At 64.6% G+C, this 21,854-nt stretch carries 17 protein-coding genes; 12 read left to right on the plus strand and 5 right to left on the minus strand.

What is annotated here, in order from left to right; all coding sequences use genetic code 11:
* Window positions 1–2 precede the first annotated feature (2 nt).
* Window positions 3–881 carry an ABC transporter permease gene (locus M9955_15185; GenBank protein ID MCO5082985.1) on the minus strand — a complete coding sequence of 293 codons (879 nt, stop codon included), beginning with the start codon at window positions 879–881 and terminating at the stop codon, window positions 3–5.
* 589 nt (window positions 882–1,470) lie between these two features.
* On the opposite strand from M9955_15185, the gene M9955_15190 reads away from it, so the two are divergent.
* The 5 genes from M9955_15190 to M9955_15210 all read left to right on the plus strand — a co-directional run bounded on the left by M9955_15190 (window position 1,471) and on the right by M9955_15210 (window position 7,866).
* The gene (locus M9955_15190; protein MCO5082986.1) at window positions 1,471–3,273 is read left to right on the plus strand and encodes a thiamine pyrophosphate-binding protein; all 1,803 of its coding nucleotides are present in this window, start codon (window positions 1,471–1,473) and stop codon (window positions 3,271–3,273) included.
* An 80-nt stretch (window positions 3,274–3,353) separates the two neighbouring features.
* On the plus strand, window positions 3,354–4,664 hold the full coding sequence (gene hisD / locus M9955_15195) for a histidinol dehydrogenase (GenBank protein ID MCO5082987.1): 1,311 nt from the start codon (window positions 3,354–3,356) through the stop codon (window positions 4,662–4,664).
* Window positions 4,665–4,698: 34 nt separating this feature from the next.
* On the plus strand, window positions 4,699–6,204 hold the full coding sequence (locus tag M9955_15200; GenBank protein ID MCO5082988.1) for a GMC family oxidoreductase: 1,506 nt from the start codon (window positions 4,699–4,701) through the stop codon (window positions 6,202–6,204).
* Between the two features lie 70 nt (window positions 6,205–6,274).
* A complete protein-coding gene (locus M9955_15205; GenBank protein ID MCO5082989.1) occupies window positions 6,275–6,979 on the plus strand; it encodes a hypothetical protein in 705 nt (234 codons plus the stop codon).
* A 23-nt stretch (window positions 6,980–7,002) separates the two neighbouring features.
* The gene (locus tag M9955_15210) at window positions 7,003–7,866 is read left to right on the plus strand and encodes a sugar phosphate isomerase/epimerase (protein MCO5082990.1); all 864 of its coding nucleotides are present in this window, start codon (window positions 7,003–7,005) and stop codon (window positions 7,864–7,866) included.
* A gap of 121 nt (window positions 7,867–7,987) precedes the next feature.
* Here M9955_15210 and M9955_15215 read toward each other — a convergent pair whose 3' ends face one another.
* A complete protein-coding gene (locus M9955_15215; GenBank protein ID MCO5082991.1) occupies window positions 7,988–8,869 on the minus strand; it encodes a sugar phosphate isomerase/epimerase in 882 nt (293 codons plus the stop codon).
* 72 nt (window positions 8,870–8,941) lie between these two features.
* Window positions 8,942–9,901 carry a Gfo/Idh/MocA family oxidoreductase gene (locus M9955_15220; GenBank protein MCO5082992.1) on the minus strand — a complete coding sequence of 320 codons (960 nt, stop codon included), beginning with the start codon at window positions 9,899–9,901 and terminating at the stop codon, window positions 8,942–8,944.
* A gap of 170 nt (window positions 9,902–10,071) precedes the next feature.
* On the opposite strand from M9955_15220, the gene M9955_15225 reads away from it, so the two are divergent.
* The 5 genes from M9955_15225 (at window position 10,072) to M9955_15245 (ending at window position 18,003) form a co-directional block, all read left to right on the plus strand.
* Window positions 10,072–10,896, plus strand: coding sequence for a helix-turn-helix domain-containing protein (locus M9955_15225; GenBank protein MCO5082993.1), 825 nt, complete (start codon window positions 10,072–10,074; stop codon window positions 10,894–10,896).
* Between the two features lie 232 nt (window positions 10,897–11,128).
* Window positions 11,129–12,724: a GMC family oxidoreductase N-terminal domain-containing protein gene (locus tag M9955_15230; GenBank protein MCO5082994.1), complete on the plus strand. Its 1,596-nt coding sequence runs from the start codon at window positions 11,129–11,131 to the stop codon at window positions 12,722–12,724.
* Window positions 12,725–13,022: 298 nt separating this feature from the next.
* On the plus strand, window positions 13,023–14,108 hold the full coding sequence (locus M9955_15235) for an HlyD family efflux transporter periplasmic adaptor subunit (GenBank protein ID MCO5082995.1): 1,086 nt from the start codon (window positions 13,023–13,025) through the stop codon (window positions 14,106–14,108).
* Entirely contained in the window at window positions 14,105–16,888 is a 2,784-nt protein-coding gene (gene rbbA / locus M9955_15240) for a ribosome-associated ATPase/putative transporter RbbA (protein MCO5082996.1), read from the plus strand. The genes M9955_15235 and rbbA overlap by 4 nt, the downstream gene beginning before the upstream one ends.
* A 2-nt stretch (window positions 16,889–16,890) precedes the next feature.
* The gene (locus tag M9955_15245) at window positions 16,891–18,003 is read left to right on the plus strand and encodes an ABC transporter permease (GenBank protein MCO5082997.1); all 1,113 of its coding nucleotides are present in this window, start codon (window positions 16,891–16,893) and stop codon (window positions 18,001–18,003) included.
* 24 nt (window positions 18,004–18,027) lie between these two features.
* Here the strand turns inward: M9955_15245 and M9955_15250 are convergent, their stop codons facing one another.
* Both M9955_15250 and M9955_15255 read right to left on the minus strand, forming a co-directional pair.
* Entirely contained in the window at window positions 18,028–18,609 is a 582-nt protein-coding gene (locus tag M9955_15250) for a UbiX family flavin prenyltransferase (GenBank protein ID MCO5082998.1), read from the minus strand.
* Between the two features lie 4 nt (window positions 18,610–18,613).
* On the minus strand, window positions 18,614–20,119 hold the full coding sequence (locus M9955_15255) for a UbiD family decarboxylase (protein ID MCO5082999.1): 1,506 nt from the start codon (window positions 20,117–20,119) through the stop codon (window positions 18,614–18,616).
* A 194-nt stretch (window positions 20,120–20,313) separates the two neighbouring features.
* Here M9955_15255 and M9955_15260 point away from each other — a divergent pair, with 194 nt between their 5' ends.
* Window positions 20,314–20,856: an SCP2 sterol-binding domain-containing protein gene (locus tag M9955_15260; protein ID MCO5083000.1), complete on the plus strand. Its 543-nt coding sequence runs from the start codon at window positions 20,314–20,316 to the stop codon at window positions 20,854–20,856.
* Between the two features lie 14 nt (window positions 20,857–20,870).
* Entirely contained in the window at window positions 20,871–21,854 is a 984-nt protein-coding gene (locus tag M9955_15265; GenBank protein ID MCO5083001.1) for a U32 family peptidase, read from the plus strand.

The raw sequence follows: 21,854 nt of genomic DNA on the forward strand, positions 1-21,854 counted from the left end.
ACCTAAACCTCCGCTTTCTTGGCTTTGCGACGCTTCGGCACGAGGCCCGTCGCCCGTCCGACGCCGATGACGGCGAGATAGATGGCGAGCGACACCGCGAACATGATGAAGGCCTGCGCCGCGCCGAGGGGCCAGTTTCCGGTCTTGCGGAACTGGTCGGCAATGAGCAGGCCGGTCGTCTGGCCGGACGAGCCGCCCAGCATCTGGGGCGTCACATAATCGCCGGCGACCAGGATGAAGGTCAGCATGAAGGCGCCGACCAGACCGTTCGCGGCGTTCGGCGCGATCACCTTGAAGAAGGCGCCCACCGCCGACGTGCCGAGGTCCCGGGACGCGTCGATCAGCTCGCGCTTGATCTCGGCAAGCGCGGAGACGACCAGCAGGATGCAGAACGGCAGATAGATGTGCACCAGCGTGATCGTCACCGCGAAGGGACTGAAGAGAAACGCGCCGACCGGATGGTCGATGATGCCGAGCTGCAGGAGCACGGTGTTCAGCACGCCGTTGGTGCCGAGCAGCGTGCGCCACGCGTAGATGCGGACGAGGTAGCTGGAGAACCAGGTGATCAGGATCAGATAGAGGATGGTCTGCGAGCGACTGACATAAACGAGATAGTAGCCGACCGGGATCGCCAGTATGAGCGTGATCACCGCTGTCGACAGGCCGATGGTGATCGCGTTCAGCGTCACCTTCAGGAACACAGGCGACGTGATCGAACCGATGTAGTTCGTGAACACGAAGTCGGGCACGATCCTGTAGGAAGCCGATGTCCAGAACGAGTAGACGAACAGGGTCAGCGCCGGCACGATGAAGAAGATCGTCATATAGACGACGGCCGGAGCGGCAAGCAGTCCGCCAGTCACCGTTTTCGACCGTGTCATCGGTTCGCTCCACTGTTGAGCCGATCGAAAGATGCTGGCGCAGCGCCCGGTCAAAGCTTCGCCGGACGGCGGCCCGAGCGGGCCGTCGAACGAGGCGCTGAAGCCAGCGCCCGGTCAGCGAAACGATGCGAGGTTCGGCACACCGTCGATCGGTGGATTGTTCCCTTCAGCACGTTCGAAACGTGTCTTGGACCCTTGCATGCTCGACCCGAAACTATCTATGAAAGCTGTGGACGCTCAATTGCGCAGCGCACAGTTTCACGAAGCGACATTGCGCATTGCATGCGAAGGTCTGCGTCAGATTTTCGCGCGATAGTGGGCTGGCGAACAAATGCGCCTTGCGCTTGTGCCTGCATCGGCCGTCAGCATTTTGCAGGCATTTGTAGAAAAGACCGGCGAAAAAACCCGGCAGCCAACGGTATCCGTTCTCGGCTTCTGCGTGAATGTTCGCATGCCATGCGTCATTCTGCGTCAGCATTCAACATGCTGCGCAATTGTCGCGAGGGCTGCTCTCTTGTGAAGATTTGGGCATCGGCACACCGGCCCGTGGATCGGCGGTGAGCAATCGCAATTTGAGGAGAGTCGGATCATGAAGTTGACCGGTGGGCAGATCGTTGCGCGCGCGCTGAAGGAATATGGCGTCGAATATGTCGCCGGCGTCCCGGGACATGGCATATGGTCGCTGTTCGATGCCTTTCTCGAAAAGGGGTCGGAAATCCCGTTCATACAGGTGATGCACGAACAGAGCGCCGTGCACATGGCCGACGGCTATTTCCGCGCCAGCGGCAAGCCGATGGCGTGCTCGACCTCCATCGGACCCGGCGCCACCAACACGATCATCGGCCTCGCCACCTGCTACACCGACTCCATCCCGGCCTTCTACGTTTCCGGCGGGCCGGCGACGCACATGAAGGGCCATGGCGTTATGCAGGAGCTGGAGCGCCAGCAGGAGAATGCCTTCCCGCGCATCACCGAACAGGTGACGAAGCGCGCCTACAAGGTCGGCCGCGTCGACGAGCTGCCGTTCATCATGCACCGCGCCTTCAACACCATGCTCTCGGGTCGTCCGGGGCCGGTGCATGTCGAGGTGCCGATGGATCTGCAGACCGAGGCCGCCGACGTGACCATCCACCCGCTGGCCTCGCGCATGGCGGTCGGCGTCGCCTATCCGGACCCGGTCGCCGTCGAGAAGGCCGTCGCGCTGCTTCTCAACGCGGAGCGCCCGGTCATCATCGCCGGCGGCGGCGCCATCACCGCCAATGCGTCGGAGGCGCTCACCGCCCTTGCCGAGAAGGTGGGCGCGGCGGTGTCCTCCACCTGGAACGGCAAGGGCGCGATCTCCGAGGACCATCCACTGTCCATCGGCGCCGTCGGCCAGACCGGCACCTCCTGCGGCAACAAGGTCACTGCATCGGCCGATGTGGTGATGTCCGTCGGCTGCCGCTTCACCGACTGGTCGGCATCGAGCTACCGCAAGGGTGCGAGCTTCTCGATCCCGCCCGGCAAGCTGATCCATATCGATCTCGACCACCACGAGATCGGCAAGAACTATCCGACCGAGGTCGGCATCGTCGCCGACGCCCGCGCGACGCTGGAGGCGATGCTGGCCCTGATCTCCGATCAGCAGTCGGCCCGCGCGCTCGCCAGGCGCGACCGCTTCCACGCCGACGTTCGCGCCGCCAAGGAGGAATGGGAGGCGATGCTGGCGCCGCGCCGCGACAGTCATGAAAGCCCGTTCACCTCGCAGCGGCCGCTTGGCGCCCTGCGCAAGATGATGGACCGCAGCGGCATCATCCTTGCCGGCTCCGGCAACACGCAAGGCGCTGTCAAGCAGACCTTTCCGGTCTACGAGCCGCGCACGCACATCACGTCCGGATCGTTCTCGCCGATGGGCTGGGCGGTGCCGGCCGCCCTCGGCGCCAAGCTCGCGCAGCCGGACCGTCAGGTTGTCGCCGTCGTGGGCGACGGCGATTTCATGATGAGCCTGCCGGAGATGGGCACGGCTGTCATGAACGACATACCGGCGGTCTTCCTCGTGCAGAACAATCGCGGCTACATGTCGATCCGCGGCGGCCAGCGCAAGTTCATGGGCCGGCATATCGCCTCGGAATTCAACCACCACAAGGGGAATGGCGAACCCTACACGGCCAACATCTCGGAGGTCGCGAAGAATTTCGGCATGGAATCGTGGAAGGTGGAGGACTCCGCCGATCTCGAGAAAACGCTGAAGGCGGCGCTCGACAGCAAGGCCCCGGCTCTTGTCGAGGTCACCACGTCCCGCGACGCGGCAGGGCCTTTCGTTACCGGCTGGTGGGACTTCCCGTCGCCGGCCTATTACGAGAAGGAACAGGCCGAATATGCCGAGGGGCGCAAGCTCGAACAGCATATGTAGTTCCACTTCGAGATCATCATCCAGTCCGTAGAAAAGGCGGCCTGCCCTGATGGCAGGCCGAAGCGGCGAGGTTCGCGAGCATGATTAGGCATCTGAAGACCGCGAAGCCGGCGGCAGGCATTTCCCAGAATCAATCCCTCAGCAATGCGGTGACCGATCTGCTTTCGGCGGTGGAAAAGGGCGGTGATCGCGTCGTGCGCGAACTTTCGATCAAGTTCGACAAGCTCGACCGCGAATCGTACCTGCTGACGCCTCAGGAAATCCAGGCCTGCCTGGACAGGCTGACGAAACAGCAGCGGGCCGATATCGAGTTCGCGCAGGAGCAGGTGCGCAATTTCGCACAGGCACAGAAGGCAGCGTTGCTCGATATCGAGGTGGAGACGCTGCCCGGAGTCGTTCTGGGCCACCGCAACATCCCCGTCGCCAATGTCGGCTGCTACGTTCCGGGCGGGCAGTATCCGCTGCTTGCCTCGGCGCATATGTCGGTCCTGACCGCCAGGGTGGCGGGCTGCGGCCGGGTGATCACCTGCGCGCCGCCCTTCAAGGGGGGGCTCGCGCCGCTGATCGTCGCGGCGCAGCATCTTGCCGGCGCCGACGAGATCTACTGCCTCGGCGGCGTGCAGGCGATCGCGGCAATGGCCTACGGGACGGAGACGATCCAGCCCGTCGACATGGTGGCAGGTCCGGGCAACGCCTATGTGGCGGAAGCCAAGCGCCTCCTGTTCGGCAAGGTCGGCATCGACCTCTTCGCCGGACCGACGGAAACGCTCCTCATCGCCGACGACTCGGTGGACGGCGAACTTTGCGCCACCGACCTGCTCGGTCAGGCCGAGCACGGCGTCAATTCGCCGGCCGTCCTGATCACCAACTCCGAAAAGCTGGCGAAGGACACGCAGCGCGAGATCGAGCGCCTGCTCAAGATCCTGCCGACGGCGGCTATCGCCGGCAAGGCATGGGAAGAGTGCGGCGAGATCATCCTGTGCGACACGCTCGACGAGATGGTCGCCGAAGCCGACCGGGTCGCGTCGGAGCACGTCCATGTCATGACGGCCGATCCCGACTATTTCCTGGAGCGGATGACCAATTATGGCGCGCTCTTCCTCGGTGCGCGGACCACGGTCGCGTATGGGGACAAGGTCATCGGCACCAACCATACGCTGCCGACCAAGCGTGCGGCCCGCTATACGGGCGGCCTGTGGGTGGGCAAGTTCCTGAAAACCTGCACCTACCAGCGCATCCTGACCGACGAGGCCTCCGCCGCCATCGGGGAGCACTGCTCGCGGCTCTGCATCATGGAAGGTTTCGCCGGACATGCCGAGCAGGCGAACGTGCGGGTGCGCCGTTACGCGCATCGCAATGTCGACTATGCTCAGGCGGTCGAGCCGCTTTGACGGGCAGGCATTCCTGGACCCCTCGGAACACGCCATGGACCAGACTGCAGACATCGTCATCATCGGTTCAGGCATAGGCGGCGCCACCGCGGCCTATGTGCTGGCGCCCACCGGAGCGCGCATCCTGATCATCGAGCGCGGCGAGCGGCTGGTCGATTCGCCGGAGGCGCGCGATGACCGCGCCATCTTCCAGCGCGGCTTCTACCGGACGAAGGAACTCTGGCAGGACGGCGCGGGCGTGCCGTTCAATCCCGGCAATTTCTACAATGTCGGCGGCAACTCGAAATTCTACGGCGCGATCATGTACCGCTATCGCGCCGAGGATTTTTCGCCGATCGAACACATGGAAGGCACGACGCCGGGCTGGCCGATCACCTATGAGGAGATGGAGCCCTGGTATTCGGAAGCCGAGCAGCTTTTTCAGGTGCGCGGCGCAATCGGCGAGGACCCGACGGAGCCGCAGCATTCGAAGCCCTATGCCTATCGTGCCGTTCCCGACGAGCCGTCGGTCGCACACTTGCGCGAGCGCATCCTCAAGACCGGCATACACGCCAGCTCGCTGCCGATCGCCATCGATCATGTCGCCTGGCTGAAGCGCGCCAGGACGACCTGGGACGCCTTTCCGGACACTTTTACAGGCAAGATCGATGCCGAGACGGGACCGCTGACGCTGGCGCTCAGGCACAAGAACGTCTCCCTGATGACGGGTGCGGAAGTTCTGCGGCTGGAAACTGATGGAGCCGGCAAGACGATAACGCACGCCGTGGTTCGCAAGGACGGCGCGGAGGTCCGCATCGCCGCCGGCCGCTTCATCCTCGCCGCGGGTGCGGTGAACTCTGCCGCGTTGCTGCTGCGCTCGGCCGGCGGCGCGCACAAGAAAGGGCTCGCCAACGGCTCCGATCAGGTCGGCCGCAATTTCATGAACCACAATTGCAGCGCGATGATCGCGATCGATCCGCTCATGCGCAACACGTCGGTCCACCAGAAGACGTTCGGATTCAACGATTTCTATCTGCGCGACGACCGCAGCGGATACCCGCTCGGCAATGTGCAGCTGCTTGGCAAGATCACCGGGCCGATCTTCAAGGCCAACATGAAATACGCGCCGGAGTTCGCGACTGCGCTGCTCGCCCGCTACTCTTTCGACTGGTACGTGATGAGCGAGGACCTGCCCGATCCCGACAGCCGCGTGACCGTGAACGACGGCATGATCCGGCTCGACTGGCAGCGGTCGAACCTCGCCTGCCACCGCGCGCTGTCGGAGAGGACGAAGGAAGTGTTCAAGGCGGCGGGATTCCCGATCGTGCTGTCACGCGCCTTCGACCGCCGCACTCCCTCCCATCAATGCGGCACCGCACGGCTTGGCGCCGACGCTGCAACGTCGGTCGTCGATCCGTTCTGCCGGGCGCATGACGTCGGCAACCTCTACATCATGGACGCCAGCGTGCTGCCGACCTCGGCTGCGGTCAATCCCGCGCTGACGGTGGCCGCCGTGGTGCTGCGGGCAGCAGGCCGATTGAAGCGTGAACTGTCAGCATGAACGCGCGGATCACATCAACCATCCGGGCCGCACCGAATTTCGTGACGATTTGACAACAGGATCAACCGACATGGCCGCCACCCACAACACCAGCCGTCGCCTGTCCTTCGCGGACGATTTCATCGAAGCCGTACTGGTCGAGAATGTCCGCGATCTCACGGTCGACAACGGAGTCGTCGTCAACCTGTCGCCGCAGCGCATGATCGTCGGCGGCGACGTCCCGGGCATCGTCCTGCCTTGGAAGTCGACGGCATTGCGCGGCGGGGTCGTCACCAGCGCAGAGAGGGTGGCGGTCCTGACGATGAAGAAGATCACCAATCTGGGTGGTGTCGGCCTGCGCGGCTGGGATTGGCTCGGCAATCGCATCCGCAGCTTCCCGCGCGACACGCCGCTCTACATCTCGTCGCAGGACACGGTCGGCGAGGTGGAAGTCGATCCGCTGGCCTTCACCAACGAGAGCCCGGCCGGCGAGGCCCGCCAGCGTTTCACGCTGAAGCTCAATCTGTGGTGGTCGCCAGGCGAGACGGACTGCTTCATTCACAACGAGCATCCGTTTCTCGAGGTCCACACGCAGATCCACGGACTGGGTCGCATGCAGAAGTTCCGGCAGCGCGACGAGGCGACCGTCTACGAGGATGTGCTGATGCCGGTCGGCTATACGCATGATCCGTTCTGCCGCGTCGCCGGCAAGAACCAGTGGGAATATCCGTGGCATCGATATTACGCGGACACGGATTCCATCTGGCTGGCAATCGAACTGCACCCGCAGGCGTAAGACGGAAAACGAGGAGGCGAAAAATGGCCGGTCGCGTCAACAGCACCATGATGCCATTTTCCAATGTGGCGCATCTGCCGCTCGACGAGAAGCTGCGCGCCACGAGGCTCGCGGGCTTCTCGCAGCTTTCGCTGATGCCGCTTGAGGTTGAAAAGCTGCTCGCCTCGGGCCTGAGCGCGAAGGATATCTCCGCGCGGGCGTCCGACGCAGGCGTGGAGATCACGCGCCTCGATCCGCTGAACACCTGGCCGCGCATCTGGCGGCCGGACAATATGGACGAAGTCTATATCGCCAGCGTCAACACGGAGCCTGATCGCTTCTTCGAGCTCTGCGCGGCGCTGGGGTGCACCTATGCCAGCCTCAACGCAACGTTCCCGCTGAATTCCATGTCCATCGGCGAGATCACCGAGCACTACGCCAATATCTGCAAGCGCGCGGCCGAGCACGGCATGTTCTGCGACCTGGAATTCATTCCGCTCTGGGGCGTGCCGACGCTTTCGATGGCATGGGAGATCGTGTCCGGCGCAGGCGCGAAGAACGGCGGTCTCGTCTTCGACGTATGGCATTTTGTCAGAAGCCACTCCGACATCGAGGTGTTGAAGACTATTCCCGGCGAGATGATCCATTGCGTGCAGCTGAATGACGGGCCGCTGGAGCTCCCGCAGGGCGTGTCCATCAAGGACGATTGCTACGACCGCAAGTTCCCCGGAGACGGCGAGTTCCCCAACACGGAAATCATCTCCGTGCTCGCGCGGAGCGGAGGATTGAACCAGGTCGGACCAGAGGTCTTTTCGCCGATGCTCGCCACGATGAGCGCGGAAGAAGTGGCGGACGTATCGGCTCGCTCGACCCGCGAGGCTCTGGAAAAAGCCGGCATCGCCCTCTGACCGGGGTCGGTTCGAGCGCGGTCCCGGTTCTGCCGCGTTCAACACGGAGAGCGCTGCTGCCAACGAAAAAAGCCGCCCCCGCGAATGCAAAGGGCGGCTTTTCGTTGCGTCCTCGTCGGTGTCAGCCGTTGATCAGCCGGTTCATCAGATCGTGGATTCCCCGGGCGACCTCGTAGCTGTTCTCCTGATGCTGCTTGCGCGAGAACATCTCGCAGCTCCACCAGCCGACATAGCCGGTCGCCTTCACGGCGTCGGTCCACGCCTTGAGATCGATCACGCCGCTGCCGGTCGGAACGTCGCGCAGCACGGCCTCAACGGGAACGCCGCCGTCATGCCGCAGCGAATCGCAGAAATGCACGCCGTAGAGGATGTTCTTGTCGATTTTTGCCACGACGTCCGGCGTATCTCCGGCCACATAGCAGTGCCAGTAGTCGATGAGCAGCCTGACATTGTCGCGGCCGGCGCGGTCGATGATTTCGAGCTGGTCGGCGAGCGTGTTTAGCGGTGTCCAGCCGAGCGCTTCCAGATAAAGCAGAAGGCCCTCTTCCGCGGCGCGATCGGCCAGTTTTGCGAGGTTCTTCGCCGTGATCCTGATCTGCTCGTCGCGCGGCAGGCCGAGCACGCCCTTGTAGAGGGAGGTGCTTCCGGAACTGGTGTAGTCGATCAGCGCCTGTACGTTTGCCGGGCCGGTGAGCACCTGCACCGCCTTCGCGCCGACAAGCTTCGCGAGATGGAAGAATTCTTCCGCGTCGGCCATCAGCGCAGGCTCGTCGGCGCCGGTGCGTTCGATGTCGACCAGAAAACCGAGGCCGGGAATATCGAAGCCGCGCAGGCGATCGCGCAGTTCAGCCTCGGTGAAGCCCGCCTCGAGAAAGGCCTTGAGCTTCAGCTTAGACGCCTCGATGCCGTCGAAACCCACCGTTCTGGCAAGCTCCAGGTCCATGACCAGCGGCTGGAACTTGGCGACCAGCGAGTGGAGGATCAGTCTCTGTTTTTCTTGCATCGAGGAAACTCTCCGTTGGGTTCATAGTCTCGGATGGCCGCCGGTGATGGCCGGCAAGACCGTCTCGGCGGTTCAGGTCGCGACGACGCGGCCCCTCTTTGCCGATTTCATCACCGCCTCGGCGGCGGCCAGCGCCGCATAACCGTCCGCGCCATTCGCGAGCGGCGGCGATCTGCCCTCGACCGCGTCGATGAACTGTTCGAGCGTCGCGAGATATGCGTCGCGCTCGCGGATCGGGATAAACTCGTTGCGGCCTTCGAGGCGCCGCACCAGAGTGCCGGAGCCGCGATGTCCAAGCGTGCCGCTGGCGATGAGGATACCGTCCGAACCGGCGGCGACCACGATGCTCTCCATGTCGGCGGTGGAATAGCTCTCATGCGCCTGGAAGAGCGTTTCGCCCATCCGCAGCACATAGGCCAGATGGTCAGGCATACCCTGGGTCGGGTTGCGGTCGGCGATGGCGAGCGCTTCTCCGGGTTCCTCTCCGGTCAGGAAGCGGGCGAGGTCGATGTCCTCGACGCACATTTCGAGAAAGATGTCAGGGCGATCGACCGGCCGGCTGCTCCACCGTGTCGGTTCCGGGTGATAAGGTCCGCCGCGAAGAATGGTGAGCGACCGCAACGCGCCGATGGCGCCATCGGCGACAAGGCGCTCCATCGTCTGATGCACCGCAGAGGCGCGGGCACGCTGGCTTATCGCCAGCACCACGCCGGCGGCTTCGCATATTCGCGCCAGCTCGGCCGCCGTCCTTGCCGTCGCGGCGATCGGGCCGTCGCAGACGATGTGTTTTCCTGCCGATGCTGCGGCTCGGATGTAAAAGGGCCGCCGTTCGACAGCCGCGGCGATGTAGACGAAGGCGACATGGGGATCGTCGATCGCCCGGTGAGGATCGGTGGTCGACCGCGGAATATCGGCATCCCGGGCGAAGTGGTTGGCGCGGGTCTCGCTGCGGCTCGCCACCCAGAGCGGCGAATGGCCAAGCGCGCGAATGGCCGAAACCATCTGCTCGGCGGCCACGGTGCCTGTGCCCATGACGGCCCAACCGCTTTTCTTTACCGTATCCGGAGGCATGCGTATCTCGTCGCCGATTTGACCGCGATCTTCGACGATCGCTGGCGTGCCGACAATTTCGCAGCCAGTTGAAGGCTTTCGCAATATGAAGTAGATTTCGCGCCACAACGCGCAATAGTCGGGCGGAGCCAATGGATCAGCACACAGGCAGCAACGCGGCCTTCGCGGCCAATTTGCGCACCCTGTGCGACCAGCAGGGCTCCATCGCCGGTCTCTGCCGCAAGATCAACGTGAATCGCCAGCAGTTCAATAAATATCTGTCAGGCGCGCACGTCCCATCATCCTCGAATCTGAGGATGATCGCAAATCACTTCGGCCTGAGCGTACCGATCCTTTTCTCCGACCCGGACGAATTCCGGACGCTTGTCGACGGCAATTTCTTCCATGCGATGACGACCGCCAAGCAGCTGCCCGAATTGTCCGCTTTCATCTCAAGCGTCATTGTCGGCAACGATGCCCAGGAGAGCGAAATCGTCGGCGTCTACGACCGCTATCAGTTCTCTTCCATCTACAAGGGTTTCGTGCTGCGCTCCGCCCTTTGCATCTACCGGAACAGGGAGTTCCTGCAGCACTATTACGTCGAGCGCTTTCCGAGCTACGACGATCCCAAGAAGACCGAATATGTCTTCAAATATTACGGCTTCTGCTTTCCTGTCGCGGACCGCCTGTTCACCGCTGATTTCGAGGGCATCCAGCGCAACGAACTGACATTCGGCGTCTTCGCGCAGGTCCGGCGCAACTCGAAGAAGTTCATGTTCGGCATCGCAAGCGGCATTGCCGCGACTATGTTCCGTCAGCCTTACGCGACCAAGGTCGCGCTGCACTATCGCGGACCGGGGCTGCTGAAGCGCGAGCACCTCGAGACCATTACCGTGATGGATCGCAACGATCCTTCGATCCCGCGCGAGGCGTTGCAGTATCTCGGCGACGGTTCGGACATGATCCGCGTCGGCTGACGACAAAGGGCCTGTCGCCCTGCCACCCTCCACTCATGCAATCTGGCGCACTCTTCAGCGCAAGCCGCTTCGACCTGCTTCGCGCACGTGTGGCCTGCGAAATTGCACGATGGGCCGGAATTCCGGACTTTACCGTCCCGGAGTCGCCGGCCGGCCGGCATGCTGGAGCGAAGGCCTTCCGGCTGCGCCCGCGCTTTGCCGCGCCGGCTTTCCGCGCATGGAGATCGGCAAGATGGATACTGCGGATTACATCGTCGTCGGCGGCGGCTCGACCGGTTGCGTCATCGCCTCGCGCCTGTCCGAGGATGCCGACGTATCGGTCGTGCTGCTCGAGGAGGGGCCGCGTGATCGCAATCCCTACATCCATATTCCGGGAGCCTATTACAAGACGGCGCAGGGGCCGCTGCTGAAGCGCATGCCGTGGGAGCCGACTTCCGAGCAGGAGCGGAACGAGACGCCGACCATGGTGCAGGCAAGCGTGCTTGGCGGCGGCAGCTCCGTGAATGCGATGATCTACATCCGCGGCAATCCGCAGGACTATGCGAGCTGGGAAGAACTCGGAGCGGCGGGTTGGGGCTATGACGACGTGCTGCCCTATTTCCGTAAGGCAGAGGACAACAATCGCTTCTGCAACGAGGCTCATGCGGTCGACGGGCCGCTTGGCGTCTCGGACATCGACCACATCCACCCGCTGACGAGGGCCTGGCTGAAGGCATGCCAGCAGGCGGGCCTGCCATACAATCCGGACTTCAATTCCGGCAATCAGGCGGGGTGCGGCCTTTACCAGATCACTGCCCGCGACAACCGGCGCAGCAGCGCTGCCGTCGCCTACATAAAGCCCGCGCGCAAGCGGCGGAACCTCCGCGTCGCGACGGGCGCGCGCGCGACGCGGATCGTGATCGAGAAGGGCAGGGCGGTCGGCGTCGAATATGTGAGCGGAGGCAGGAGCCATATGCTGCGCGCCACCCGCGAAGTGATCCTTTCGGCGGGCGCGATCAATTCGCCCAAGCTGCTGATGCTGTCCGGCATCGGTGCCGCCGACGAACTGGCCGGGCATGGTATCAAGGCCGTGGCGGACCTTCGCGGCGTCGGGCGGAACCTGCAGGATCACATAGAAATTTCGCTGATCTATCAGCTGAACGGTCCGCACAGCTACGACAAGTACAAGAAGCTGCACTGGAAGGCGGCGGCCGGTCTCAACTATGCGCTCTTCAGGGGCGGCCCCGCCTCCTCCAACCTTATCGAGGGGGGCGCCTTCTGGTGGGGCAACAGGGGCGAGGTGACGCCCGACATGCAGTATATCTTCGTGGTCGGCGCGGGCATCGAAGAAGGAATCGAAGCCGTGCCGGGCGGCAATGGCTGCACGCTGAATCTCGGCCAGATCCGTCCGCGCTCGCGTGGCGAAGTACGGCTGGCGAGCAACGATCCCGCCGCCTTTCCCCGTATCGTCCCGCGCTATTTCAGTGACCCCTACGATCTGGAAACGGTGACAGACGGAGGCATGCTCGCCATGGAGATCATGGAACAGGCGCCGATCAGCCGCTATATCGAAAGACGCCACGTCCCCTTCGGCAAAACCATATCGCGCGCCGAATTCCGCGCTTTCTGCCAGAGGGATGCACATGCGGCGCTGCATCCATCCGGCACGTGCCGGATGGGATCGGACGAGATGGCGGTCGTCGATCCCGAACTGCGGGTGCGTGGGGTGGACGGGCTGCGGGTCGCGGATGCGTCGATCATGCCGACACTGATCTCTGGCAACCCGAACGCCGTGTGCATCATGATCGGCGAAAAAGTTTCCGATCAGATCAGGCGGCATCGCCGATAAAAGCGTTTGATTCGATAGCCCTGACAATCGCCGCGCCGATCGCGGCAGATGCAGCCTGGCCGCCGGCCCAGCCTTGTCTGTCCGAAGGCACTCGACCCGTCCGGCATTATTGAGCAAGATCAAGGCTGGCTCGACACATCCTCGACAGTATGCGGCCCGAATGTCTGACGTGCGCTTTGGCGAGTCGGATACGATGCTGGTTCGCGTAGCGTCGACGCCTTGAAGATTCGATCAGGACGGAAGGATTGCAGTTTGTTCCACGACCGTCATCGTTGCCGGTTGCCGCGAAGTGTCGGCCATGTCTGACCGGCTGAAAGCACTGTTCGGCAGCCGGTGGTTCTGGATACTGGCCGTTGTCGCGGTTGCCGTTCTCGGCTGGTATCTGACGCAGCGACTGGCCAAACCCGCCGTGCCCGAGGGGATCGCCTCCGGCAATGGCCGCATCGAGGCCGTGTCGATCGACATATCTGCGCGCACGGGCGGGCGGGTAAGGGACATCATCGTGCATGAGGGCGAGATGGTGTCGCTCGGACAGGTCCTCGCCCGGATGGATACGCAGCAGCTCGAAGCGCAACTGCGCGAGGCGCGTGCGCAGTTGCAGCGGGGCCGCATCGGCAGGGATGTCGCCGAAAGCGGCGTGGCGCAGGCCGAGGCCGAGCATTCCGCGGCACTTGCCGTCGCCGCCCAGCGGCAGACCGAGCTCGACGCGGCGGAGCGCAGGCTCGGACGCTCGGAGCAGCTCGCCCGCAACAACGCCATCTCGCAGCAGGTGCTGGACGACGACCGTTCCCGTGTCGACGGGGCACGCGCCGCGCTTGATGCCGCGCGGGCGCAAGTCGCTGCGGTCACCGCCGGGATCGCGACAGCCCGGGCGCAGATCATCGACGCGGAGGCCATCATCGAGGCGGCCGAGGCCACCATCGAGCGCATCCAGGCGGATATCGACGACAGCGCGCTCCGCTCGCCACGCGACGGACGGGTGCAGTATCTCGTGGCGCAGCCGGGCGAGGTCGTTGCCGGCGGCGGCCGGGTCCTCAACCTGATAGATCTCAACGACGTCTACATGACCTTCTTCCTGCCGACCATGGAGGCCGGCCGCGTCGCGATGGGCGCCGAAGCGCGCATCGTGCTGGATACCGCGCCGGGCGTCGTGGTCCCGGCGGAAGTGTCGTTCATCTCCGACGTCGCGCAGTTCACCCCGCGTACGGTGGAAACGACCGACGAGCGGCAGGGCCTGATGTTTCGCATTCGCGTGAGGGTGCCGATCGATCTCCTGCAACGGCACTCCGAATATGTGAAACCGGGCCTGCCGGGCGTCGCCTATGTCAGGATCGATCCGACGACGGAGTGGCCGGAGAGCCTGCGGACCGGACTGCTGGAATGAAGGGAGAGGTCCTAAACGATTCCAGGCCGTTCGCCGCGCGCGTCCGCAACGTCAGCCATGTTTTCAGGAAGACCCGCGCGCTCGATGACGTCACGCTCGACTTTCCGGCGGGCCGCATGCTCGGTCTCATCGGACCTGACGGAGTGGGGAAGTCGACGCTGCTTTCCATCATCGCCGGCGCGCGCAAGCTGCAGCATGGCGAGGTCGAGGCGCTGGGCGCCGACATGCGCGATCAGCGTCAACGCAGCAAGGTCGGCCCGCGCATCGCCTACATGCCGCAAGGTCTCGGCAAGAACCTCTATCCGACGCTTTCGGTGTTCGAGAATGTGGACTTCTTCGGCCGCCTTTTCGGCCATGCCCGCGACGAGCGCGAGCGGCGCATTCACGAACTGCTCGTCGCAACCGGTCTCGATCCCTTTCCCGACCGGCCCGCCGGAAAACTGTCTGGCGGCATGAAGCAGAAGCTCGGCCTCTGCTGCGCGCTGATCCACGATCCGGACCTCCTGATTCTCGATGAGCCGACCACCGGCGTCGATCCGCTAGCGCGACGCCAGTTCTGGGATCTGATCAATGCGATCCGCAAGAACCGGCCGGAAATGGGCGTCATCGTCGCCACCGCCTACATGGAAGAGGCGGCGGGCTTCGACTGGCTGGTCGCGATGGATGCAGGCCGCGTGCTTGCCACGGGCACGCCTAGCGAGCTTCTTGAACAGACCGGAGCGGCGTCCCTCGACGAGGCCTTCATTGCTTTGATGCCCGAGGAGAAGCGCCGGCAATATCGCGCCGTCGAGATCTTGCCGCGTCCCCCTGATGGCGACGGCGATGCAGCGATCGAGGCGGAGGGTCTGACCATACGTTTCGGCGATTTCACCGCCGTGGACAATGTGAGCTTCCGCATCCCGCGCGGCGAGATCTTCGGCTTCCTCGGCTCCAACGGCTGCGGCAAGACCACGACCATGAAGATGCTGGCCGGGCTTCTGCCTGCGAGCGAAGGCGTGGCGCGCCTGTTCGGACACGAGGTGAATCCGCACGACATCGGCACGCGGCGGCGTGTCGGCTACATGTCGCAGTCCTTCTCGCTCTATTCAGAACTCACCGTGCGGCAGAACCTCGACCTGCATGCCCGCCTTTTTCATCTGCCGGCCGACAAAATCCCGGCGCGCATCGATGAGATGGCGCAGCGTTTCGGTCTCGCCGGCGTCATGGACACGCTGCCGGATTCGCTGCCGCTCGGCGTCACCCAGCGCCTGTCGCTCGCTGTGGCGATGATCCATGCGCCGGAAATGCTGATCCTCGACGAGCCGACTTCCGGCGTCGATCCGATCGCACGCGATGCGCTGTGGCAGAGCTTCGCCGATCTGTCGCGCAAGGACGGCGTCACCATCTTCATATCCACGCATTTCATGAATGAGGCTGAGCGCTGCGACCGCATCTCGCTGATGCACGCCGGCAAGGTGCTCGTCAGCGATACGCCGGCTGCGATCGTCGAGAAGCGCGGCAGCGCCGATCTGGAAGAGGCCTTTGTCAGCTATCTGGAGGAAGCGATCGCGGACGAGGAGGGCACGCAGGCCCCGGGGCCGCAAGCAGGACTGCCCGCTCCCGGCATGATGCAGGCCATCGCCTCGCACCATCAAGTCGGGCGGCGCAGGCGTTTTCTCGATCCCCGCCGCATCGCAAGCTACACAAGACGCGAGGCTCTGGAGCTGCGCCGCGATCCGATCCGCGCCTCTTTCGCCTTCATCGGCAGCCTCCTCCTGCTGTTCGTCATCGGCTATGGCATAAACATGGATGTCGAGGACCTGCCCTACGCGGTGCTCGACCACGACCAGACCACGTTCAGCCGCGACTACACGCTCGATATCTCCGGATCGCGCTTCTTCTCCGAGCAGCCGCCGATCCTCAGTGCAACGGAACTGGATCGACGGATGCGAAGCGGCGAGCTGAGTCTCGCCATCGAGATACCGCCCGGTTTCGCGCGCGAGGCGGCGGCCGGACGGAACGTGGAAATCGGCGCCTGGATCGACGGCGCCATGCCGTCGCGCGCCGAAACGGCAAGGGGCTATGTCGAGGGGCTGCATGCGCACTGGCTGATGCAGCGGGCGCGCGAGACGATTGGCGGGCAGGCGCTGGCCGGTGATTTCCAGATCGAGACACGCTTCCGTTACAATCCGACGCTCGAAAGTCTTGTCGCCATGGTGCCGGCGGTCATCGCCATGGTGTTGCTTTTCATCCCGACCATGCTCGCGACGCTCTCGATCGTGCGGGAAAAGGACCTCGGCTCGATCGTCAATCTCTACGTCACGCCGGTCTCGCGGCTCGAATTCCTGCTCGGCAAGCAGCTGCCGTATGTGGCGCTTTCCATGGCGAATTTCGTCACGCTGACGGTGTTTGCGATCCTCGTGCAGGGCGTGCCGTTCACCGGCAGTCTGATCGCCTTCGCAACCGGCGGTCTGCTCTACGCGATCGCGGCGACCGGGCTTGGGCTGCTCATATCCAGCTTCATGAACAGCCAGATCGCGGCGATCTTTCTGACGACCCTCGTCACCATGCTGCTTGCAGTGCAATATTCCGGAATGCTCGATCCGGTCGCCTCGATGGAGGGGTCGGCCGCAGTGATCGGCGCCGTCAATCCCGCGACCCATTTCATCACGATCGCGCGCGGCACCTTCTCCAAGGCGCTCGGTTTCGAGGAATTGCAGGCATCCTTCCTGCCTCTGCTGATCGCCGGACCCGTCTTTCTCGGCCTCAGCGTGTTCTTCCTGAAGAAGCAGGCCAGCTGACCATGCATATTTCCAATATCTGGCGGCTGGGCATCAAGGAGCTGTGGGGTCTCATACGCAGCCCGGCCTTGCTGGCGCTGATCGTGGCAGCCTTCTCCGTGCAGATCTACGCGGCTGCGACGGCCATGCCCGAAACGCTCAACAAGGCGCCGATCTCCATCGTCGACGAGGACGTCTCGCCCCTGTCGGCCCGCATCGCGTCAGCCTTCTATCGACCTCATTTCAACCCACCGCAGACCATCTCGCTGTCCGAGATGGACCGGCGCATGGACGCCGGCATCGATACCTTCGCGCTCGTCATCCCGGCGAATTTCCAGCGCGACCTTCTGGCCGGAAGCGCGCCGGCCATGCAGCTCAACGTCGACGCGACGCGCATGACCCAGGCCTTCACCGGCGCCGGCTACGTTCAGGCGATCGTGTCGGGCGAGGTTGGCGAGTTCACACAGCGCTACCGGACGGCCGAGGCCACACCGATCAATCTCGTCCTGCGCGCCCGGTTCAATCCGGGGCTTGATCCCGGCTGGTACGGGGCGATGATGGAGGTGATCAACAACGTCTCGCTGCTTTCGGTCATCCTGGCCGGCGCTTTCCTCATCCGCGAGCGCGAACGCGGCACGATCGAGCATCTGCTCGTCATGCCGGTAACGCCGGCCGAGATCGTGATCGGCAAGATCTGGCCGACGGCGCTGGTCGTTTTCGCCGCCGCGATCTTCGCCATCACCGTCGTGGTGCAAATCTGGCTGGCGATACCGGTGGCGGGTTCGCTCTGGCTGCTGATGCTGGGTCTCCTTCTCCAGCTCTTCGCCACCACCTCGCTCGGCATCCTGCTGGCCACGATCGCAGGCTCCATGCCGCAGTTCGGCCTGCTCCTGATGCTCGTCCTCTTCCCCCTGCAGGTGCTGGCGGGCGGAACGACGCCTGTCGAAAACATGCCCGGCTTCATCAGGACGTTCATGACGGCCGCGCCCGACACCCATTTCGTGGCGCTCGCCCGTGCGGTTCTTTTCCGGGGCGCCGGGATCGATACCATATGGCCGCAGATCCTTGCGCTGGCCGTGATCGGCACGGCCTTCTTCTCCCTGTCGCTGTGGCGGTTCAGGACATCGCTGCGATAGCCAACTGCAAATCTCGCGACCTGTTTAGCGGAGAGGCGGCGGCGTCTCTCCCCAACGCGTCATGTGTTCGCCAGGATCGATGCCGGCCCAGTTGACCAACCGTGCCGCGATCTCGCCGATCATCGCCTCGATTGTCGCGGGGCGCGTGTAGAAGGGCGGCACCGGCGGCGCGATCACCGCGCCCATCCGCGCCAGCCTGAGCATGGCGTCGAGATGGCCCTCGTGCAGCGGCGCCTCGCGTGGCGCGACCACCAGCCGGCGTTTCTCCTTCAGCGTGACGTCGGCGGCGCGGGTGAGCAGATTGTCGCCCAGCCCATGCGCGATCGCCGCCAGCGAACGCATGGAGCAGGGAACCACGATCATGCCACCGGCGGAAAATGAGCCGCTGGCGATCGGCGCGGCAAGATTGTCCGGCGCGTGGACGCGCGCAGCCGCTGCCTCAAGAAGAGAGAGACCGGTCTCGCCCAGTTCGTGGCGGATGCTGGCGTGAGCCCCGCGTGAGACGACGAGGTGGGTCTCGACGGCCGCGTCGGAAAGCTGACGCAGAACCTCCAGAGCCAGCGCGGAGCCCGAAGCCCCCGTCACGCCTACGATCAGACGGCTCATCGCTTCATCCCCGCTCCGCACCCGCCGTTGGAAAGAACTCATGCCAGCGGCGCGAAACTTGCCGCTTGATCTCGTCCGTCATCTTCAGCTCGGCGCCCCACTCCCGGTCGGTCTCGCTCCCGATCTTACGGGTGGCGTCGAAGCCGACCTTGCCGCCCAACCCGGGCAGCGGCGAAGCGAAGTCGAGTTGGTCGACCGGGGTGCGCTCGAGGAGCATCAGGTCGCGGGAGGGGTCCATGCGCGTAGCGAGCGCCCATGCCACGTCAGGCCAGGAGCGAATGTCGATGTCGGCGTCGACCACGACCACGAGCTTGGTCATCGAGAATTGCGGCAGCAGCGACCAGAAACCCATCATCACCCGCCTTGCCTGCCCGGCATAGCGTTTGGCGATTGCGATCACGGCGATACGATAGGAGCACGCTTCCGGCGGCAGCCATATGTCGACGACCTCGGGCAGTTGCTGGCGCAGCAGGGGGCTGAACAGCGTCGTCAGAACCTCTCCCAGAACCGAGGGCTCGTCCGGCGCACGGGCGGTGAAGGTCGTCAGATAGTGCGCATCCTCGCGGATGAAGATGCGCTTCAGCGTGAAGACCGGGTACGGCGCGGGCGCGTTATAGTAGCCGGTATGGTCCCCGAACGGGCCTTCGATGGCGGTCTCGTGCGGCGACACCGTGCCCTCGAGCACGATCTCCGCGCTGGCCGGCACGTGAAGGGGAATGCTCGCGCAGGGCGCGAGCGCTGCGCGCCTGCCGCCGATCATTCCCGCCAGCGCCAGTTCCGTGACGCTTTCGGGCGCAGGCATCACCGCCGCGAGCAGCGTGGCCGGGTCGGCCCCGACGACGACCGCGACGGGCATTTCCTCGTTTCGCGCCTGCCACTGGCGATGATGCGCCGCGCCGCCGCGCATCGGCAGCCAGCGCACGATCGCCTGGTCGCGGCCGATCACCTGCATACGATAGACGCCGAGATTGTAGCCGGCGGGGTCATCCTCGCCCGGCGGGCGGGTGACCACCACCGGCCAGGTGATCAGCGGTCCGGCATCGCCCGGCCAGCAGCGCTGCACGGGAAGGATGGAGAAGTCCGGGTCGGCCTCGCCCCATCTGCGCGGCCGCCCCGCGATTCCCGGCCGCGCCAGCAGCGCGCCGCGCGCGGCCGGTAGCAGCGACCGCGCCTCGCGCAAGGTCTGCGGCGGGCGAGGCGACCGCATCCACGCGAGCAGTTCGCCGAGCGACTTCAGCCCGTCCATGTCGGTGCCGAGACCACGGGCGACGCGCTCCGCCGTGCCGAAAAGATTGGCAACGACAGGAAAGCGCGCCGCCCCGCCCCGGTCATCGAGCGGTCTCGACAGGCGCAGCACGGGTCCCCGTGCGGCAATGACCCGCCGATGGAGCTCGGTGATCTCCAGCCGCATCGACACCGGGGCGCCGATCTCATGGATCATTCCCTCCTTCTTGAGGTGGGAGAGAAACGAGCCGAGATCGGGAAAGAGTGGCAGACGACGCTGGTGCATAAAACGGCCCGGAACGCAAAATCGATGGCACGGCGCTGCGGAGAGTTCTTTGCGAAATCGCAAAGAGGCGCGTTTCGGGGTGCGTTAAAAATATGACGATGCAGGGAGGCGGTGTCGGTACGGATGATCGGCAAAACCATCGGACTTGGCACAGCACGGTTGCCACTGCTCGCGGCCGGCCGGGCGGGCGCGAAATGACGGCGGGCTTTGTGGAGGCCAGGTTGCCGGATTTCGTCAACCGCCTGCTCCCTGCATTCGCGGGACTGCCGCTCGGCCCGATGCTGACGCTCTCGCTGCGCGCCCTGGCAAGGCGCCGGCCGGCTCTGTTCGAACGGCTGGGCGAGCACCGCCGCGAACGTTACTTCATCGATCCCGTCGATCTCGCCTTCGCCTTCACGGTCGTCCCCGACGGGGAACAGGCGATTGTGCAGGCCGCCCGCAAGAGCGAGGCGTCCACCTGCGGCGTCGTCATCCGCGGTCCGCTGCTCACCCTGCTGGCGCTGCTGGATGGCACGTTCGACGGCGACGCGCTGTTCTTCAACCGGGTCATCTCGATCAGCGGCCGCACCGAGGCTGTGCTGGCGCTGCGCAACGCCATCGAGGACGCCGAGTTGCGTCCGTCCGATCTCGTCGGAGTCCGCGGGACACTGGCGCGGCTGCTTGATGCCGGCATACTCGGCGGGCTCGACACGGCGCGCCGTTTCGCGGCCTCGGCGCCTGCGAGGCGAGAGTCGTGACCGGCGGATCGCCTATGGAACTCGTCTGCCCCGCCGGCACGCCGGTGGCGCTGCGGGCGGCCGTTCAGGCGGGCGCCGGCGCCGTCTATTGCGGCTTCCGCGACGGGACAAATGCAAGGAACTTCCCCGGCCTCAACTTTTCAGTCGCCGAAATGGCCGAAGGCGTCCGCTTCGCCCACGCTCACGGCGCCAGGGTGCTGGTCGCCATCAACACCTTCGCGCGCGTCGGGGAGGTCGACCTCTGGCTGGGGGCGGTCGACGCGGCGGCGGCGTGCGGCGCTGACGCCATCATCGCCAGCGACGTCGCCGTACTCGACCATGTCGCCAGCAACCATCCGGAAGTTAACCTCCATCTGTCGGTGCAAGCTGCCGCTGCGACGCCCGAGGCGATCGGGTTCTACGCGAAGACCTTCGGCGTGCGGCGCGTCGTGCTGCCGCGTGTGCTCTCCGTGCAGGAAATCGCAGCGCTGAACAGGAACGTCGACGTCGAAACGGAGGCGTTCGTGTTCGGCGGCCTCTGTGTCATGATCGAAGGGCGCTGCCATCTCTCCTCCTATGCCACTGGAAGGTCGCCCAACCTCAACGGCGTCTGCTCGCCGCCCGAGGCGGTGAGCTACGACGAGGATCGCCACGGCGTGGCGGCGAGGCTTTCCGGCTTCACGATCGACCGCTACGCGCAGGGCGAGCCGACCGGCTATCCCACGCTCTGCAAGGGGCGATTCAGGGCCGGCGACAAGACCGGCTACCTGTTCGAAGATCCCGTCAGCCTCAACGCCGGTTCGCTGATCGCCGGACTGAAGGCCGCCGGCGTCACCGCGCTCAAGATCGAGGGGCGCCAGCGCGGCAAGGCCTATGTCGGCGAGGTGGTGCGCGCCTTCCGCAGGGCGCTCGACGCGGTCGAAATGGGAAGCGACGCGGTGGAAATCGATCGCATCCTCGCCGGCCAGTCCGAGGGCGGCAGGCAGACCACCGGCGCCTACAAGAAGACATGGAGGTGA

It is taken from the genome of Rhizobiaceae bacterium (assembly GCA_023953845.1).
Lineage (GTDB): Bacteria > Pseudomonadota > Alphaproteobacteria > Rhizobiales > Rhizobiaceae > Arvimicrobium.

Excerpts from the sequence above, each read along its gene's own strand:
- M9955_15185 (MCO5082985.1), bottom strand. The coding sequence starts at position 881 with ATGACACGGTCGAAAACGGTGACTGGCGGACTGCTTGCCGCTCCGGCC.
- M9955_15190 (MCO5082986.1), top strand. The coding sequence starts at position 1,471 with ATGAAGTTGACCGGTGGGCAGATCGTTGCGCGCGCGCTGAAGGAATAT.
- hisD (MCO5082987.1), top strand. The coding sequence starts at position 3,354 with ATGATTAGGCATCTGAAGACCGCGAAGCCGGCGGCAGGCATTTCCCAG.
- M9955_15200 (MCO5082988.1), top strand. The coding sequence starts at position 4,699 with ATGGACCAGACTGCAGACATCGTCATCATCGGTTCAGGCATAGGCGGC.
- M9955_15205 (MCO5082989.1), top strand. The coding sequence starts at position 6,275 with ATGGCCGCCACCCACAACACCAGCCGTCGCCTGTCCTTCGCGGACGAT.
- M9955_15210 (MCO5082990.1), top strand. The coding sequence starts at position 7,003 with ATGGCCGGTCGCGTCAACAGCACCATGATGCCATTTTCCAATGTGGCG.
- M9955_15215 (MCO5082991.1), bottom strand. The coding sequence starts at position 8,869 with ATGCAAGAAAAACAGAGACTGATCCTCCACTCGCTGGTCGCCAAGTTC.
- M9955_15220 (MCO5082992.1), bottom strand. The coding sequence starts at position 9,901 with ATGGGCACAGGCACCGTGGCCGCCGAGCAGATGGTTTCGGCCATTCGC.
- M9955_15225 (MCO5082993.1), top strand. The coding sequence starts at position 10,072 with ATGGATCAGCACACAGGCAGCAACGCGGCCTTCGCGGCCAATTTGCGC.
- M9955_15230 (MCO5082994.1), top strand. The coding sequence starts at position 11,129 with ATGGATACTGCGGATTACATCGTCGTCGGCGGCGGCTCGACCGGTTGC.
- M9955_15235 (MCO5082995.1), top strand. The coding sequence starts at position 13,023 with ATGTCTGACCGGCTGAAAGCACTGTTCGGCAGCCGGTGGTTCTGGATA.
- rbbA (MCO5082996.1), top strand. The coding sequence starts at position 14,105 with ATGAAGGGAGAGGTCCTAAACGATTCCAGGCCGTTCGCCGCGCGCGTC.
- M9955_15245 (MCO5082997.1), top strand. The coding sequence starts at position 16,891 with ATGCATATTTCCAATATCTGGCGGCTGGGCATCAAGGAGCTGTGGGGT.
- M9955_15250 (MCO5082998.1), bottom strand. The coding sequence starts at position 18,609 with ATGAGCCGTCTGATCGTAGGCGTGACGGGGGCTTCGGGCTCCGCGCTG.
- M9955_15255 (MCO5082999.1), bottom strand. The coding sequence starts at position 20,119 with ATGCACCAGCGTCGTCTGCCACTCTTTCCCGATCTCGGCTCGTTTCTC.
- M9955_15260 (MCO5083000.1), top strand. The coding sequence starts at position 20,314 with ATGACGGCGGGCTTTGTGGAGGCCAGGTTGCCGGATTTCGTCAACCGC.
- M9955_15265 (MCO5083001.1), top strand. The coding sequence starts at position 20,871 with ATGGAACTCGTCTGCCCCGCCGGCACGCCGGTGGCGCTGCGGGCGGCC.